We start from the raw sequence: 14,467 nt of genomic DNA on the forward strand, positions 1-14,467 counted from the left end.
CTGGTGCTCTACCGCCCGGCAGCATCGGAGCCGCCCGCGCTGGCGTGAGCAAGCGGCTGCGAGGATGATGGGCGCTTCCCGTCGAAGGAGCCCGCCATGACCTGGTCCGCCCAGCAGTACCGCAAGTTCGAAGACGAACGCACCCGCCCGGCCATCGAGCTGCTGGCGCGGGTGCCGCTGACCGACGTACACCACGCCATCGACCTCGGCTGCGGCCCCGGCAACTCCACCGAGCTGCTGGTGGAGCGTTACCCGCACGCGGCCATCAGCGGGCTGGACAGCTCACCCGACATGCTCGCCGCCGCCCGCCAGCGCCTGCCGGGCGTGACCTTCCTCGAAGGCGATATCGCCCAGTGGACTGCCCAGGTGGCACCTGATCTGATCTTCGCCAACGCCTCCCTGCAATGGCTGCCGGACCATGGCACCCAACTGCCGCGTCTGCTGGCGCAACTGGCACCCGGCGGTTGTCTGGCAGTGCAGATGCCCGACAACCTCGACGAGGACTCCCACCGCCTGATGCGCGAAGTGGCTGCCAGCGGCCCCTGGGCGGATGCCCTGCGCGAGGCCGCCGGTGCCCGCGAGGCACGACACGCGCCGAAGTGGTACTACCGCCTGCTGACCCAGGCCGGCGCCCGCGTCGATCTGTGGCGCACCACCTATTACCACCCGCTGCCGGGCGGCCCGGCGGCCATCGTCGAATGGCTCCGCGCCACCGGGCTGCGCCCCTTCCTGGCGCCGCTGGACGATGCCGGCCAGCAGGCCTTCCTCGCGGCCTACCAGGCCGAACTGGCCGAGGCCTACCCGACCCTGGACGACGGCAGCGTGCTGCTGCCGTTCCCGCGACTGTTCCTGGTGGCACGCCGCTGAGTCAACGCGTGGTGTCGGCCAGGGCCTGGCCCGGTCGACGCACCGCGCGTCGGGCGAACAGGGTCTTGGCGGCCGTGAAGTGGATGGCGCCGCCAGTGAAGGTGGGCAGCTCTGCCCGCACCCACTGGTTGCCCCCGCCCTTCCAGCTCACTTCCCCGGCGGCCAGCTTCAGGTCGCGGGTCAGCTCGCGGATGACGCGGCGCACGCGCTGCTCGCAGAACACCACGTCGCCGTCGATGGCCTTGCGCAGGGGCTCTGCGTCACCGTGCCTGAGGCACAGCAGCAGCATGCCGTCAGGCCGGGGGGTGATGGCGACCTCGTAGCCGGGGAATGCCTGGAAGAGTTTCTGGATGGCGATGTTCATGGGAAGGCTCCTTGGTTGTTGTCCTCCCATGGGTGCAGCCTCCATGCCACAACGACCGCGTGAGCTGCCTCCAGGCAAATCAGGGACTTGCGTGCGCTCGACATCACACTGCCATTTGCAGGATGCAAGAGCGGGCCCGGATCACAGGGTGTTCTGCAACGCCGTCAGCCGTCAGCCACCACCTGGTTGCGACCGCCTCGCTTCGCCTCGTACAACGCGGCGTCGGCACGCTGCAGCAGCAGCTCGGCAAGCTCGCCGGGCTGCGGCACCATCGCCGCCACACCGATGCTCAGGGTGACGCGGCCCAGGGGTGAACGCTCATGGGGCAACTGCAGTGTCTCCATCGCTTCGGACACCCGGCGCGCCAGCTCCAGGGCGCCCTCGACACCAGTGTCCTGGGCGAGGAAGACGAACTCCTCGCCGCCGTAGCGTGCCACCAGGTCGCTGGAGCGACACAGCGTGGCGCTGAGGGCCTGGGCCACCTGCTGCAGGCAGGCATCACCGGCGGGGTGGCCGTAGTGATCGTTGTAGAGCTTGAACCAGTCCACATCCATCACCGCCAGGGCCAGGGGCGACCCGTTGCGCTGGGCGTGCCCCCAGGCCTGGACCAGCATCACGTCGAAATGCCGGCGGTTAGGAATGCCCGTCAGGCCGTCGGTGAGGCTGAGGGCCTCCAGCCGGCGATTGAGCACCTGCAGTTCCTCGGTACGCTCGGCCACCCGCTGCTCCAGCACCCGTTCCGATTGCTGCAGGGTCTCGACCAGTTGTTGCTGAGCACTCAGCAGCTCGTCCGTCATCCGGGCCCTCTCGCGGCGCATGACGTTGTAGCGGTCGGCCAGGGCGAAGGCCAGCAGCATCATCTCCATCACCGAGCCCAACTGGACGCCGTCCACGGTGAACAGGTTGGAGGGGAGCAGGCCCATGGCCCGCAGGATGGTGCCGGTTGCGCCGATGATCAGCAGCGCGAAGGCCACGATGAAGAAGTACGCAGTACGCTGGCGCCGAAAGGCGCAGACCACGGCAATGCCGACGATCAGCACTGCCGTGGCCAGGTTCAGCATCATCGCGGCCTTGGAGAACATGGGCAGGGCCATCCAGTACAAGGCCGGTGTCAGCAGGTACACGACCACCAGGGCCAGCACCAGCCGGTCCGCCCGCGGCAGGCTTTCAGGGATCTGCAACATGCGCCGGGTGAACAGCAGCATCCCCACCAGAGCCAGGGAAACGCTGGAGTAATAGGCCTCGTTGGAGTTCATCAGCAGGGCATCCCAGGGTGACTCCGGCGCCAGGCCGTTCTTGCTCGCCAGCGCCAGCACGGTGAGGCTGACGAAGGCCACGTAGAACAGGTAGGTACGGTCGCGCAGCACTGCGAACAACAGCAGGTTGAAGAGGATCATCGCCGTGGCGATGCCGAAGTACCACGCCTGGACTGCATAGTCTGCACGCTCGGCAACGTGGAAGGCTGCCTCCTCCCAGAGCTTGAGCGGTACCAGCAGGCCACTCTTGGAGGCCACACGCAGGTACACCACCTGGGTCTCGCCGGGGGCCAGCAGCAACGGGAACACGAAGTGACGATTGGGGTAGGCACGGGTGTCGAATGGCCGATCACTGCCGGTGAGCACCGCGCGGTAACCACCCTGGCCATCTGGCAGGTAGGCATCGACAAAGGACACGCGAGGGTTACTCACCTCCAGCATGCGCCTGATAGGCTCGTCGCCCGGATTGCGCAGTGCCACCCGCAGCCAGAACGTCGAGCGAGTGAAACCCAGCGCCAGGGCATTGGCCGGCGGCCGCCCACCCTCGAAGCGCCCGGCCAGCTCCGGGCTGCGCACATCGTCCAGGCTGTAGCGGGATTGCGGGTCCTCAAGCAGGCCCAGGGCATCGGTGAGCAAAAGCGGCTGCTCGCGCATCGTTGCGGCGTCCACCCCCTCCTCTGCGCGCGCCGGAGCGACCGACGCCAGAGCCACGAGCAGGCAGGCCAGAAGGCCAAGGAGCCCGGGCAGGGACAACGTCCTCCGGGGGGCAGGAGCAGGATGCGGCCAATTCATGCGGCGTTCTTCTTCTAAGAGGCAACGGAAGTCTAGAAGAGGACGAACCGCCCCGCTTGCACCCCACCAATGGGCGCGAAAAGACTATCTACACGCGAAAACGCGACCGAAAGATTCCGCCCGCCGCCGCCAGATGCTAAATAGTTCGCCTCGACTCGCCCGGCCAGCGGCCCAGGGTGCATCGAGCCCCGGGCCCTGCCCGCCGGATTCCGAACCACGTGTGCCACGCGGCACCTGCCAGCGGTGACCCCATGATCGAAGTAACCGAAGTTTCCATTGCCGACTTGCGCGCTGCGCTGGAGTCCGGCCGCACCACTGCCGTCGAACTGGTTAAGACCTACCTCGCCCGCATCGACGCCTACGACGGCCCGAACACCACCACCGCCCTCAATGCCGTGGTGGTGCGCAACCCCGAGGCCCTCGCCGAGGCCGAGGCCTCCGACGCCCGCCGCGCCCGTGGCGAAACCCTCGGCCCGCTGGACGGCATCCCCTACACCGCCAAGGACAGTTACTTGGTCAAGGGCCTGACCGCCGCCTCCGGCAGCCCCGCCTTCAAGGACCTGGTGGCCCAGCGCGACGCTTTCACCATCGAACGCCTGCGCGCCGCCGGCGCCATCTGCCTGGGCAAGACCAACATGCCGCCCATGGCCAACGGCGGCATGCAGCGCGGTGTCTACGGCCGCGCCGAAAGCCCCTACAACGCCGACTACCTCACCGCGCCCTTCGCCTCCGGCTCCTCCAACGGCGCCGGCACCGCCACGGCGGCCAGCTTCGCCGCCTTCGGCCTGGCCGAAGAGACCTGGTCCAGCGGACGCGGCCCCGCCTCCAACAACGGCCTGTGCGCCTACACCCCGTCCCGCGGGGTGATCTCCATCCGCGGCAACTGGCCGCTGACCCCGACCATGGACGTGGTGGTGCCCTATGCCCGCACCATGGCTGATCTGCTGGAGGTGCTCGACGTGGTCGTCGCCGAGGACACCGAGAAGCGCGGCGACCTCTGGCGCCTGCAGCCCTGGGTGCCGATCCCCTCGGTGAGCGAAGTCCGCCCCGCCCGCTACCAGGACCTGGCCACTGGCGCCGAGGCCCTGGCCGGCAAGCGTTTCGGCGTGCCGCGCATGTTCATCAACCAGGACCCGGACGCCGGCACCAGCGAGAACCCCGGCATCGGCGGCCCCACCGGTCAGCGCATCCACACCCGCCCCAGCGTCATCGCCCTGTGGGAGCAGGCGCGCCAGGCCCTGGAAGCGGCCGGCGCCGAAGTGCTGGAGGTGGACTTCCCGCTGGTCTCCAACTGCGAGGGCGACCGCCCCGGCGCGCCCACGGTGTTCAACCGCGGCATCATCGCCAAGGAGTTCCTCCACCACGAGTTGTGGGACCTGACCGCCTGGGCCTTCGACGACTTCCTCCAGGCCAACGGCGATCCCAAGCTCAACCGTCTGAAGGACGTGGACGGCCCGCAGATCTTCCCCCACGAACCCGGCACCCTGCCCAACCGCGAAGGCGACCTGGCGGCGAGCATGGCCGAGTACGTGACCATGGCCGAGCGCGGCATCACCCCCTGGGACCGCATCGAAACCCTGCCCGACGGCCTGCGCGCCCTGGAATACACCCGCAAGATCGACCTGGAGGACTGGATGCAGGCCCAGGGCCTGGACGCGGTGCTGTTCCCAACCGTGGCCGACGTGGCTCCGGCGGATGCCGACGTCAATCCGGCCTCCGCCGACATCGCCTGGAGCAATGGCGTCTGGGTCGCCAACGGCAACCTCGCCATCCGCCACCTGGGCGTACCCACCGTCACCGTGCCCATGGGCGTGATGGCCGACATCGGCATGCCGGTGGGCCTGACCTTCGCCGGCCGCGCCTATGACGACAACGCCCTGCTGCGCTACGCCGCCGCCTTCGAGTCCACCGGCTCGCGCCGGATCGTCCCGCCGCGCACGCCCCCGCTGAAAGGCTGATCGCCGTGCCTGGTGCCCGCCTACGGCGGGCCCGGGCGTAGCGATTGTGCAATCGGGCTCGTGGGTCCGTGCAATGCGGCCACCTTATTCACTCGACCGCCCCCAGGGCATCAAGGCCCGCCACCCACCGAGAAGCGCCCACCCGAATAGGTGCCCTGGTAGAGCCCCGTCTGCTGCCCGGTCAGGTTGGTCACCTCGGGCGGCAGTGTCCGGTAGCCGGACGCCTGGTAGTCATAGCCGACCTTGACGACGATGACCCGTGCATCCCCGGCACCCTCCACCGTGGAGGGGTGGTAACTGGAGAGCAGCACCTGGTGGATGCGGCTTCCCGGTTGGCGGTTCAGCTTCCAGGTAATGGGCTCGTAGGAGGACAACACCAGCGTCAACGGCTTCTGGCTCTTGCGGACCTCCACGTCGATGACACCAGGATGGTGCTCGCCTCCGCCGTGCTGCCCCCGTGCGGATTCGTACACACCGATCACCTCGACCTGGGTATCGATCACCGGCACCTGAACCGGTGTCGTCCTGGACGGGGACGACGCTTCGCTTGGGGTCGGCAATTGGGGGCGCGGCGGCATCTGCCCGGTCCGCACGAGCACATCAGGCATGGACGGCGGCACGGGCTGGCGGACAGGTGCAGGCCCCTGGGCTGCGATCTGCTCGATCCTGCGCTGCAACGCTGCCTGGGCCAGGCCATCACGCCAGGTGACGAGATCGACCTCTTCCCCCACCGGCAACGTCTTGATCAGGCGGTAGCGGCTTGCATCGATGGCCCCGAACACGCCCAGGGGCCGCACATAGGACAGCCCGGCAAGGTTCAGCTCCTCGGTCACCGGGGCCAGGCGCTGGAGGGCGGTATCGAGCACGAACGCCCGGACCGTGGCCTGGGAGAACGGCAAGGGGCTCCCACCGAACAGAAACTTGTCCGGGTCTGCGGTCGGTATCACCTTCATCGCCTTGAAGGGACCAGTCTCGATGACCTCGTTCTTCAGCTCGCCAATGGAGAAGACAGCCAGGTTGTTAGACCTGAGCGGGCTCAGGTACTGCGTGCCATCGAGGCTGAAGGCCCCGCCACCGGGCTCGCTGTCCAGGGCTGCGACCGCCGTGTTGCTTGAGTCCTGGAGGCGCACCACGCGGACCTTCGGAACGCTGGTGCGCTGCTCCAGGGCCAACTCGACGGCGCCACCCCGTCCGAACGCCACGTAGTGGTCCGGCTTGCCGGGAACGGGCGCCGCACGCTCCGGCTGGCGATAGAGCTCGGTATCGATGATCCGCCCTTGGCTGAAGTCGATGAACTGGGTGTGGGAACGCCCTTGGAACAGGGCGGTCTGCCCATCCAGCCAGATGAACGAGTTCGGGTACGCACCATGGATCTGCGCCACGGTCCGCCCGGTTTCCGCCTCACGGATACGCAGCGATTTGGAACCATAGGAGACGAACAGGCGACCATTCTCCGACAGCGAACCCACCCTCAACTGGCCATCGGAGGGCTCGCGGTAAAGCGCCTGGTCCCGTCCGACGTCGATCACCTGCAGGCTTCTGCGGGTCTGCAGCAGCGCAATGCCGGCCCGCTCGGCAAAGACGGCATCGACCAGGGGGGCGTCCCCTTGCAGGGCCTCGGGGAACTGGGCGGGGATTGCTCGCAAGGGCTCCAGACGCAACATCGCGCCGACCTCCAGCAGGGCGAGCCAGCGCTCGATCTTGCGGTCCTGCGCGGCAAAGCATGTGGGGTTGGCCACCCGCTGCCTGACGGTCTCGATGCGCTCGTACCAGGCTGGCAGGTAGCCCGGGGAGCAGGCCAGGGAGCGCTGGCGCATGCGTATCTCCATCTGCGCCGACAGCCCGGCATTGCCGGCATCGCGCGCCAAGGCGTCCACCCGCTGCCAGCGGGCCTGCAGATCGGGCGGCGGGGGAAACGCACGGGTCAGCTTGGCCTCGGGGGCCAGGGGCAGGTAATGGGCGGAAAGCCAGGAAAAACCCGCATAGCCGAGCACGGTGAGTACCATGCCGGCCACAAGGGCGAGGAGCATTCGTTGCATGAGGTCGGGTCCTTCCGATTCGAGGGCGCGCACACGCTAGCAGAAAGCACGGTGGCAAAGCAGCGACGCCACCGCAGTTTCAACACCCTCGGGCGGACTACATCGCCAGGTGATACACCCGCAGGCGGTGGCCGTCCGGGTCGAGGCCGGTGAAGGTGTAGCCGAAGTCCATGGCCAGCGGTGCCTGGACGATCTCCACGCCCTGCTCGCGCCAGCGCTGGTGCAGGCGGTCCACGTCTTCGTCGCTGTCGACATGGACACACAGCTCGCCGCCACCGCCGCGCACGGTGGTGGCCGGCTCGACGCCGGTGCGGCCCCAGAGGCCGAGCTTGAAGCCGTTGGGGAAGACGAACAGGGCGAAGGTCGAGGATTGCTCGACGATGTCACCTGTCAGCAGGCGCCGGTAGAAATCGGCGCTGCGAGCCGAGTCGTCGACGTACAGGTTGAGCAGGCTGGGGGCGATCATGGGCGGGGCTCCTGTGTGGAGCGACGGGCGTCGTCACTCGATGTGCACAGGCTAGGCCCCTCCCCTGTCAGTTTCTGGCAGCAGCCTCACTGCTCGGCGATGCCTTCCTGCGCGCGCCACTCACGCAGCAGCACCTGGCGCCGACGCGGATAGCGCTGGCCGAGGTCCTGCAGGGTCTCCACCCGGTCGAGGCGGAAGTGCCGCGTGGCCTGGCGCAACTCACACCAGGTCACCAGCACGCGGGCCTGCTCGAAGTAGCCCAGGGCGAACGGCCAGACCACCCGCTGCGACGCCTGCCCGTCGGCATCGCGGTAGCCGAGCTGCACCCGGTGCTCCCGACGGATGGCGTCGCGCACCTGCTCCAGCAGCGCGTCGGGCACGTCGCTGGCTGGCGCCGGTCCGATCAGCAGGGTGCTGGTTTCCAGCTCCTCGCGTAGGGCCGGCGGCAGCACGGCACCGACCTTGGCCAGCACGTCCCGCGCAGCGCCCATCAGGCGACAGTCGCCCCGGCGGCCGACCCAGCGCATGCCCAGCACCAGGGCTTCGATCTCCTCCAGGGAGAACATCAGCGGCGGCAGTTCGAAGCCGGGGCGCAGCAGATAGCCCAGCCCCGCGCTGCCTTCGATGTGGGCGCCCTGTTGCTGGAGCGTGGCAATGTCGCGGTAGAGGGTGCGCAGGCTGATGCCCAGCGCATCGGCCAGTACATGCCCGGCCACCGGGTAGCGGTGACGCCGCAGGATCTGCAACAGGTCGAGCAGGCGCTGGCTACGTGACATGCAACGGCCCTTCGGCAGCCTGCCCCTTGAACAACGCGCGGACATGCCCGGCGAGCGCGAGCTGCTGGCGGTGGCACGAACGGACCACGGCGTTGGCCCCCAGCGACACCGCCGCCTCCAGCTCGCGCTCGGCGCCAACCTCATCACCGCTGAACAGCGCCTGCAAGGCTCGGCAGCGGGCCGGCAGGGTTGGCGAATACCAGGCCACTTCGTCGTTGTGCAGCACCGCGTCCAGACCGTCGGCACGGCCGCTGGCCATGGCCTGGCTGAAGGCCAGTTCGCCACGCAGCAGGGCCACCACTGCCGCACAGTCGGTCCGCGCCTGGGGGTGTGCGGCAAGCAGCGCCTCCAACTGGGCCTGCATGGCCGTCGCCGCCGCCCAATCACCGGCCGCCTGCAGGCGGTCCAGGCGGTAGGACAGCGCCACCAGCGGCATGGGCATCGGCTGCTGCTCCAGGCTCGTCAGGTCTGTCTCAGGCAGGGCCTCGGCAGGCACACCGGCCACGCTGAGGGCCAGCAGGCGGTTGTAGGCGAACACCGGACCGGACTCGTCGACATAACGCCAGGCCATGAACAGGCGAGCGCCATCACTGGGCATGGGCCGCAGGGTGGGCACCAGGTTGGCCAAGCCCATGCCCAGGTTGCTGCTGGCCATGCCGAGCGCGATGCCGAAGGCCGGCGGCGAGTCGATGCAGAGCAGCGCGACCAGGGCGGCGAGCGCCGCCAGCAGCAGGTTGCAGCCGGGCCCGAAGGCGATCATGCGCAGGCGTGCGCGGGGACCGCGCGGCGGCACAGAGTCGGCACAGAACACATAGCCCCCCAGCCCGCGCAGGCGCTTCTGGCGGGACCAGCGCACCCGCAGGCCACGGCGCATCGGCTGGATTTCCACCGCCAGCACCCGCACCAGCAACACCGTCAGACCATCCCAGCGGGCGCCCAGCCAGTGGCCGCCCTCATGCACGCAGAGCGCCAGGGCGAGGTGCGCGAGGGTGAGTGCCACGGCGGCAATGGGCCCGCCGTCCAAGGCGATGCCGGAGACGATCCCGGTCACCATGGCGCCGCCCAGGGTCAACGCGGCCTGCAGCAGCTTCATCAGCCCCTCGAATGCCTGGGTCAGGCGCGCCTGAATCGTCACGGGCTCACCTCAACAGGTCGGCACAACCTGGGGCTGTCGACGCGCGCGGTACGGCAGGCATCGAGACAGACGATAGCGCCCAGGGGACCCCGGTTCGCCCGGCATGTGCAGTGAAAGGCCTGAGCCAACATCCGTGTACCTCGCAGTCGCTGGAGAGCATGGGGGCGACTCACCCCCGCCAAGGTGCGGCAGTAGAGCGGAAATCCCCGCCCTCTGCCACCACCCTGTTCACGCCTGCGAGGTCCTGTGCGCCCTACCCGTCTGCCATCGAGCGACGCACCTGGCCACGGGGCTCGCTGAGCAAACCCTTGACCACTGCGACGCAGCCCACCAGCAGGACGAAGGTGAACGGCAGGCCGGTGGACACCGCCATCGCCTGCAATGCCGCCAGGCCGCCGCCGACCAGCAGGACGATGGCCAGCACGCCCTGCAGCACGACCCAGAGCACCCGCTGCACCACCGGCGCATTGAGCTTGCCGCCGGCAGTGATGGTGTCGATCACCAGGGAGCCGGAATCGGACGAGGTGATGAAGAACAGCAGCGCCAGGACGATGCCGACGAAGGAGGTGATCGCACTCCAGGGCAACTGCGCCAGCATCACGAACAGCTTCAGCTCCAGGGCCGCCTCCTGCACCCCGGCGAGGCCGCTGAACACCTGGTGCAGCGCGGCGCCACCGAAGGAACTCATCCAGAACACCGACACCAGTGAAGGCACCAGCAGCACCGCAATGAGGAACTCGCGCACGGTGCGTCCCCGGCTGATGCGGGCGATGAACATGCCGACGAAGGGCGACCAGCTCACCCACCAGGCCCAGTAGAAGGCCGTCCAGCCCTGGCTGAAGGCGGCATCGCTGCGCGCCAGCGGGTTGGACAGCGCCGGCAGGTACTGCAGGTAGGCGCCGAGGTTGTCCAGGGTGCCCGCCAGCAGCACGCGGGTGGGCCCGGCAAGGACCACGAAGAACAGCAACGCCACGGCCAGGACCATGGTCAGCTCGGACATGCGCTTGATGCCCTTGTTCACCCCCGCAGCCACCGAAGACAGGGTCACCAGGGTGATGACCACGATCAGCACCACCTTGGCGGTGAGCGAGGCGCCGGTGCCGAAGAGGAAGTCGATGCCCGCCGCTGCCTGCTCGGCGCCCAGGCCCAGGGAGGTGACCAGGCCGAACAGCGTGGCGAATACCGCGAGGATGTCGATCACATGCCCCGGCCAGCCCCACACCCGTTCACCGAGCAGGGGGTGGAAGATCGAGCGGATCGACAGCGGCAGCCCCTTGTTGAAGGAGAACAACGCCAGGGCCAGCGCCACGATGGCGTAGATCGCCCAGGGGTGCAGGCCCCAGTGGAAGATGCTCGCCGCCATGCTCAGCCGCGCGGCCTCGGCGGGGTTACCCGGTGCGCCGGCCAGCGGTGCCCAGTCGATACGCGCCCCGCCCTCGCCCAGTTGTGGGCCGGCCAGGGCGGTCTGGTAGTGGGAGACGGGTTCGGCGACGCCGTAGAACATCAGCCCGATGCCCATGCCGGCGGCGAACAGCATGGAAAACCAACTGCCGTAGGAATAGTCCGGCCGGGCCTGGGTGCCGCCAAGGCGCACCCGCCCCAGGGGCGAGACCACCAGTGCCAGGCACAGCACCACGAACACATTCGCCGCGCCGAGGAAGAAGCCGTTGAGGCGACCGGTGAGCAGGTCGCGCAGGCCGGTGAACACCGGCTCCACCGCCTCGCGGAACACCAGCGTCAGCACCACGAAAAGCAAGACGGTGAGCGCCGAGGTCAGGAACACCACGCCGTGAATGTCGAAGGGCACCAGCCAGCGCCCCCGCAGGTTGTCCTGGCCGACGCGGTAGCCGGTGAGGATCGGGTTGGCGTCACCCGAGGGGGGCGGAATGTCGCTCGACGCGGTGTCGGTTCGGTGGGACGCGGTGGCGTGGCTCAAGGGGCTGCTCCGTGGTCGTCGGCCGTGGGCTCGGTCAAGGCCGTCCAACCTAGCAAAGCGCTTCGCCTGGCTCGGACCGGCAAGCGGCATGCAGTGAGCCAGAAGCGACACCCTGGCGCGAAGCCACCGAGCAGGGTGTCGATTTCGCCGGTGGACACGGCTGTACGCTGCGCCATGGCCCGCCTTGCATCGCCGTGCATGTTCGCCAGCGACACACCGGACGCGCACACGGGAATTGCAAACCGGCAAGAAGGCCTGATTCCTGACAGCAGTCCTTTGACGGCGAGGTCTTGGCAAAAACGCCGCTGTACATCACGCCGCTTTTTTGAAGGAACGGGCTGTCAGGAATTCTTTACCGTCGGCATTGATGCCATCAGCCGATTGATTTCAGAGCCAGCGACTCCTCTGCCATCACCCGGTTCCGTCCGGCCTGCTTGGCCTGGTAGAGCAGTTCATCCGCCCGCTTGAGCACGTCCTGCACGCTGCGCCCGCCTCGGGGCGACCAGTGCACCACACCGAGGGACACGGTGACCTGCCCCACCGGGTCGATCAGCGTGCTCTGTTGCCTGACGCGGAAACGCTCGGCCACGTCGATCGCCGAGCTGATGGGCGTCTCGGGCAGCAGCAGGATGAACTCCTCACCCCCCACACGGCACGGCAGGTCGCGCTCGCGGCAGCTCTGGCGCAGCAGATCGGCGAACTGGCGCAGCACATCGTCACCGGTGTCGTGGCCGAAGGTGTCGTTGACCCGCTTGAAGTGGTCGATGTCCAGGCTGATGACGGAGAACGGCGTGCCCAGCCGCTGCCAGGCTTGCAAGCGCTCCTCCATGGCACGCCGATTGGCCAGCCCGGTGAGGGGGTCGCTCTTGGCCTGCCGGTCCAGTTGGCCGAGCTTGGCCCGGGTCACTTCCAGGCCAGCCAGCAGCGCCTGCTTGATCATCCAGGCCTCGGCATACCAGGCCTTCACCCGCAGTGCTTTTTCTGCACGCTCCGGCTGGGCGGCGCTCTCGGCCAGTTGCCGCAACGGATGGCTGATGCGCGCGGAAATCCAGAGGATCAGCCCGATGCCCAGCAGGCTCATGGGCAGCAGCCCGGCCAGCAGGCGCTTCATCAATTCCTCCACGGCGGCCTGGGCGGCAGCCAGGGGCTGCTGGGCCACCACGCCCCAGCCACTCAGCGGCACGCTGGCGTAACCGGCCAGCACTTCCACGCCCCGCGAGTTGATGGCCTGCATGGCACCGCTCTCACCCTTGAGCACCGCGTCCACGATGGGGTTGGCACCCAGGCGCTCGCCAACGCGGCTGGCGTCGGGGTGGAACAGCACCTTGCGGTCCGGGTCCACCAGGTAGACGTTGGAGGCGTCGTGGTGGAAATGCTGGCTGACCAGGGAATCCAGGGCATTGGGCTTACCCAGGTAGATGGTGCCGCCGATCAGCCCCAGGTACTGGCCATCCTGCCCCCAGATGGGGTGGGAGACGAAAACGATGAGGTTACCCGCCAGGGAGCGGAACGCCGGGCTGACCATCGCCCGGCGCTGCTGCAGAGCCTCCCGCGAGCGCAGGGCCTGGCCGTTTATACCCAGGCCGTCCGGCTTGGAAACCACCACGGTGCCCTCGGCATCGGCCACCAGCACGGTGTTGAAGCTGTGGTCCTGCATCAGCAGGCGCTCGGCCTCCAGCGCCATCTGCTTCGTGTCGCCCGGCACGTTGCCCAGCCGGGTGGCGCTGTAGCGAAGGCGCTCCAGGTCACCACCCAGGCTTTCGTTGATGCTGGCGGCCAGCTTGGCTGCATAGGCACGGTTGGCCTCCAGGGCGTTCTGCACCAGCGCCTGGCGCTGGATGCCGTAGGTCACCAGCAGGTTGTTGGCCAGCGTCGCCAAGGTCGCCGCGAGGGCGAACAGGAGGATGAGGCTGCGCAGGTTGAGCGAGGGGGGTGGCCCGAACGGCATGGGTCATGTCCCGATGGGCGATCACTCGAGGGGACTGCGATCCTTGCAGCAGGTCCTGGGGGGTGATCGCATCGTAAGGGTGGGCAGGCGGGCTGGGACAGGGCCGTCACAGACCCGGAAAGAGCCCGGAAAACGTGGGGATTTTACGCCTCGACCAGGACGAAACCAAGGGCGAAGAAGCGCATGGCCATCATCCACGCACCACAGGTGCCGCCGCTGCCGCTGCGCTTCCCACGCCCGGCAGTTGCTCGGCTACCTGTCACCGGGGTGAGGCGCAGTTGCCTGAGGTGGGCTTTTCTGCTGGGATGCCGCCTCACTTTTCACGGAGCATCCCCATGGCGACCTATCGCGAACTGTTCGACATCGGCCAGTCCTACACCGAGTTCATCGGCAGCGGCCTGCCGGCCGAGACCGCCGCAGCCGCCGCCATCGCCCAGCGCCTGGAAGACCAGGGGCCGACTGCCACGCTGCTGCAGCGCATCGAGCAGATCGAACGCCGCTACCACCTGCTGGTGGTGGGCGAGATGTGGTGCCCGGACTGCCAGATCAACGTCACCGTGCTGGACGACCTGTGCCGCCGCCAGCCACGCATCGACCTCGCGGTGATCACCAAGGGCCGCGCCGAAGACGACCTGAAGAGCCGCCTGGGCCTGGAGCGCATCGCCATTCCCCTGGTGGTGGTGCTGGACGAGGCCTTCGAACCCGCCGGGCTGTTCATCGAGCGGCCACGCCTCGTCCGCGAGGGTGACGAGGCCGTGCTGCGTGCCTACAAGGCCGGCGAGCACCTCGACGCCACCCTGGCCGACGTGCTCGAACTCATCGAGCAGGCCGAGCAGCGCTAGGCCCTCGCGCCTGCTCGCCGTCACCCCCACGGCGAACAGGCATCGCGGAATCGAATTGTCCGGCCGCTCCGTGGTCAATTCCTCTGAC

At 68.4% G+C, this 14,467-nt stretch carries 11 protein-coding genes; 3 read left to right on the forward strand and 8 right to left on the reverse strand.

From position 1 onward, the window contains the following. The first annotated feature begins 96 nt into the window (after positions 1-96). Positions 97-867 carry a trans-aconitate 2-methyltransferase gene (gene tam / locus A7D27_RS16110; RefSeq protein WP_069565435.1) on the forward strand — a complete coding sequence of 257 codons (771 nt, stop codon included), beginning with the start codon at positions 97-99 and terminating at the stop codon, positions 865-867. 1 nt (position 868) lies between these two features. Here the strand turns inward: tam and A7D27_RS16115 are convergent, their stop codons facing one another. After that, complete coding sequence (locus tag A7D27_RS16115) at positions 869-1,231, reverse strand: DUF3509 domain-containing protein (RefSeq protein ID WP_069563161.1); 363 nt, start codon at positions 1,229-1,231, stop codon at positions 869-871. Positions 1,232-1,395: 164 nt separating this feature from the next. Then, positions 1,396-3,156: a diguanylate cyclase gene (locus A7D27_RS16120; RefSeq protein WP_240919530.1), complete on the reverse strand. Its 1,761-nt coding sequence runs from the start codon at positions 3,154-3,156 to the stop codon at positions 1,396-1,398. Positions 3,157-3,530: 374 nt separating this feature from the next. On the opposite strand from A7D27_RS16120, the gene A7D27_RS16125 reads away from it, so the two are divergent. Then, the gene (locus A7D27_RS16125; RefSeq protein WP_069563163.1) at positions 3,531-5,237 is read left to right on the forward strand and encodes an amidase; all 1,707 of its coding nucleotides are present in this window, start codon (positions 3,531-3,533) and stop codon (positions 5,235-5,237) included. 110 nt (positions 5,238-5,347) lie between these two features. On the opposite strand, the gene A7D27_RS16130 is transcribed toward A7D27_RS16125, so the two are convergent. The 6 genes from A7D27_RS16130 to A7D27_RS16155 all read right to left on the reverse strand — a co-directional run bounded on the left by A7D27_RS16130 (position 5,348) and on the right by A7D27_RS16155 (position 13,537). Next, entirely contained in the window at positions 5,348-7,276 is a 1,929-nt protein-coding gene (locus A7D27_RS16130; protein ID WP_139131233.1) for a hypothetical protein, read from the reverse strand. A gap of 97 nt (positions 7,277-7,373) precedes the next feature. After that, positions 7,374-7,742, reverse strand: a complete 369-nt coding sequence (locus A7D27_RS16135; protein ID WP_069563165.1) for a VOC family protein — start codon at positions 7,740-7,742, stop codon at positions 7,374-7,376. An 86-nt stretch (positions 7,743-7,828) separates the two neighbouring features. Then, positions 7,829-8,518, reverse strand: coding sequence for a YafY family protein (locus tag A7D27_RS16140; RefSeq protein ID WP_069563166.1), 690 nt, complete (start codon positions 8,516-8,518; stop codon positions 7,829-7,831). Beyond that, the gene (locus tag A7D27_RS16145) at positions 8,508-9,653 is read right to left on the reverse strand and encodes a site-2 protease family protein (RefSeq protein ID WP_083265657.1); all 1,146 of its coding nucleotides are present in this window, start codon (positions 9,651-9,653) and stop codon (positions 8,508-8,510) included. The genes A7D27_RS16140 and A7D27_RS16145 overlap by 11 nt, the downstream gene beginning before the upstream one ends. A gap of 253 nt (positions 9,654-9,906) precedes the next feature. Beyond that, on the reverse strand, positions 9,907-11,589 hold the full coding sequence (locus A7D27_RS16150; RefSeq protein WP_069565436.1) for a BCCT family transporter: 1,683 nt from the start codon (positions 11,587-11,589) through the stop codon (positions 9,907-9,909). Positions 11,590-11,962: 373 nt separating this feature from the next. After that, positions 11,963-13,537, reverse strand: coding sequence for a sensor domain-containing diguanylate cyclase (locus A7D27_RS16155; protein ID WP_069563168.1), 1,575 nt, complete (start codon positions 13,535-13,537; stop codon positions 11,963-11,965). A gap of 335 nt (positions 13,538-13,872) precedes the next feature. Here A7D27_RS16155 and A7D27_RS16160 point away from each other — a divergent pair, with 335 nt between their 5' ends. After that, complete coding sequence (locus tag A7D27_RS16160) at positions 13,873-14,379, forward strand: thioredoxin family protein (protein ID WP_069563169.1); 507 nt, start codon at positions 13,873-13,875, stop codon at positions 14,377-14,379. Positions 14,380-14,467 lie beyond the last annotated feature (88 nt).

Source organism: Pseudomonas sp. 1D4 (assembly GCF_001728925.1).
Classification (GTDB): Bacteria; Pseudomonadota; Gammaproteobacteria; order Pseudomonadales; family Pseudomonadaceae; genus Metapseudomonas; species Metapseudomonas otitidis.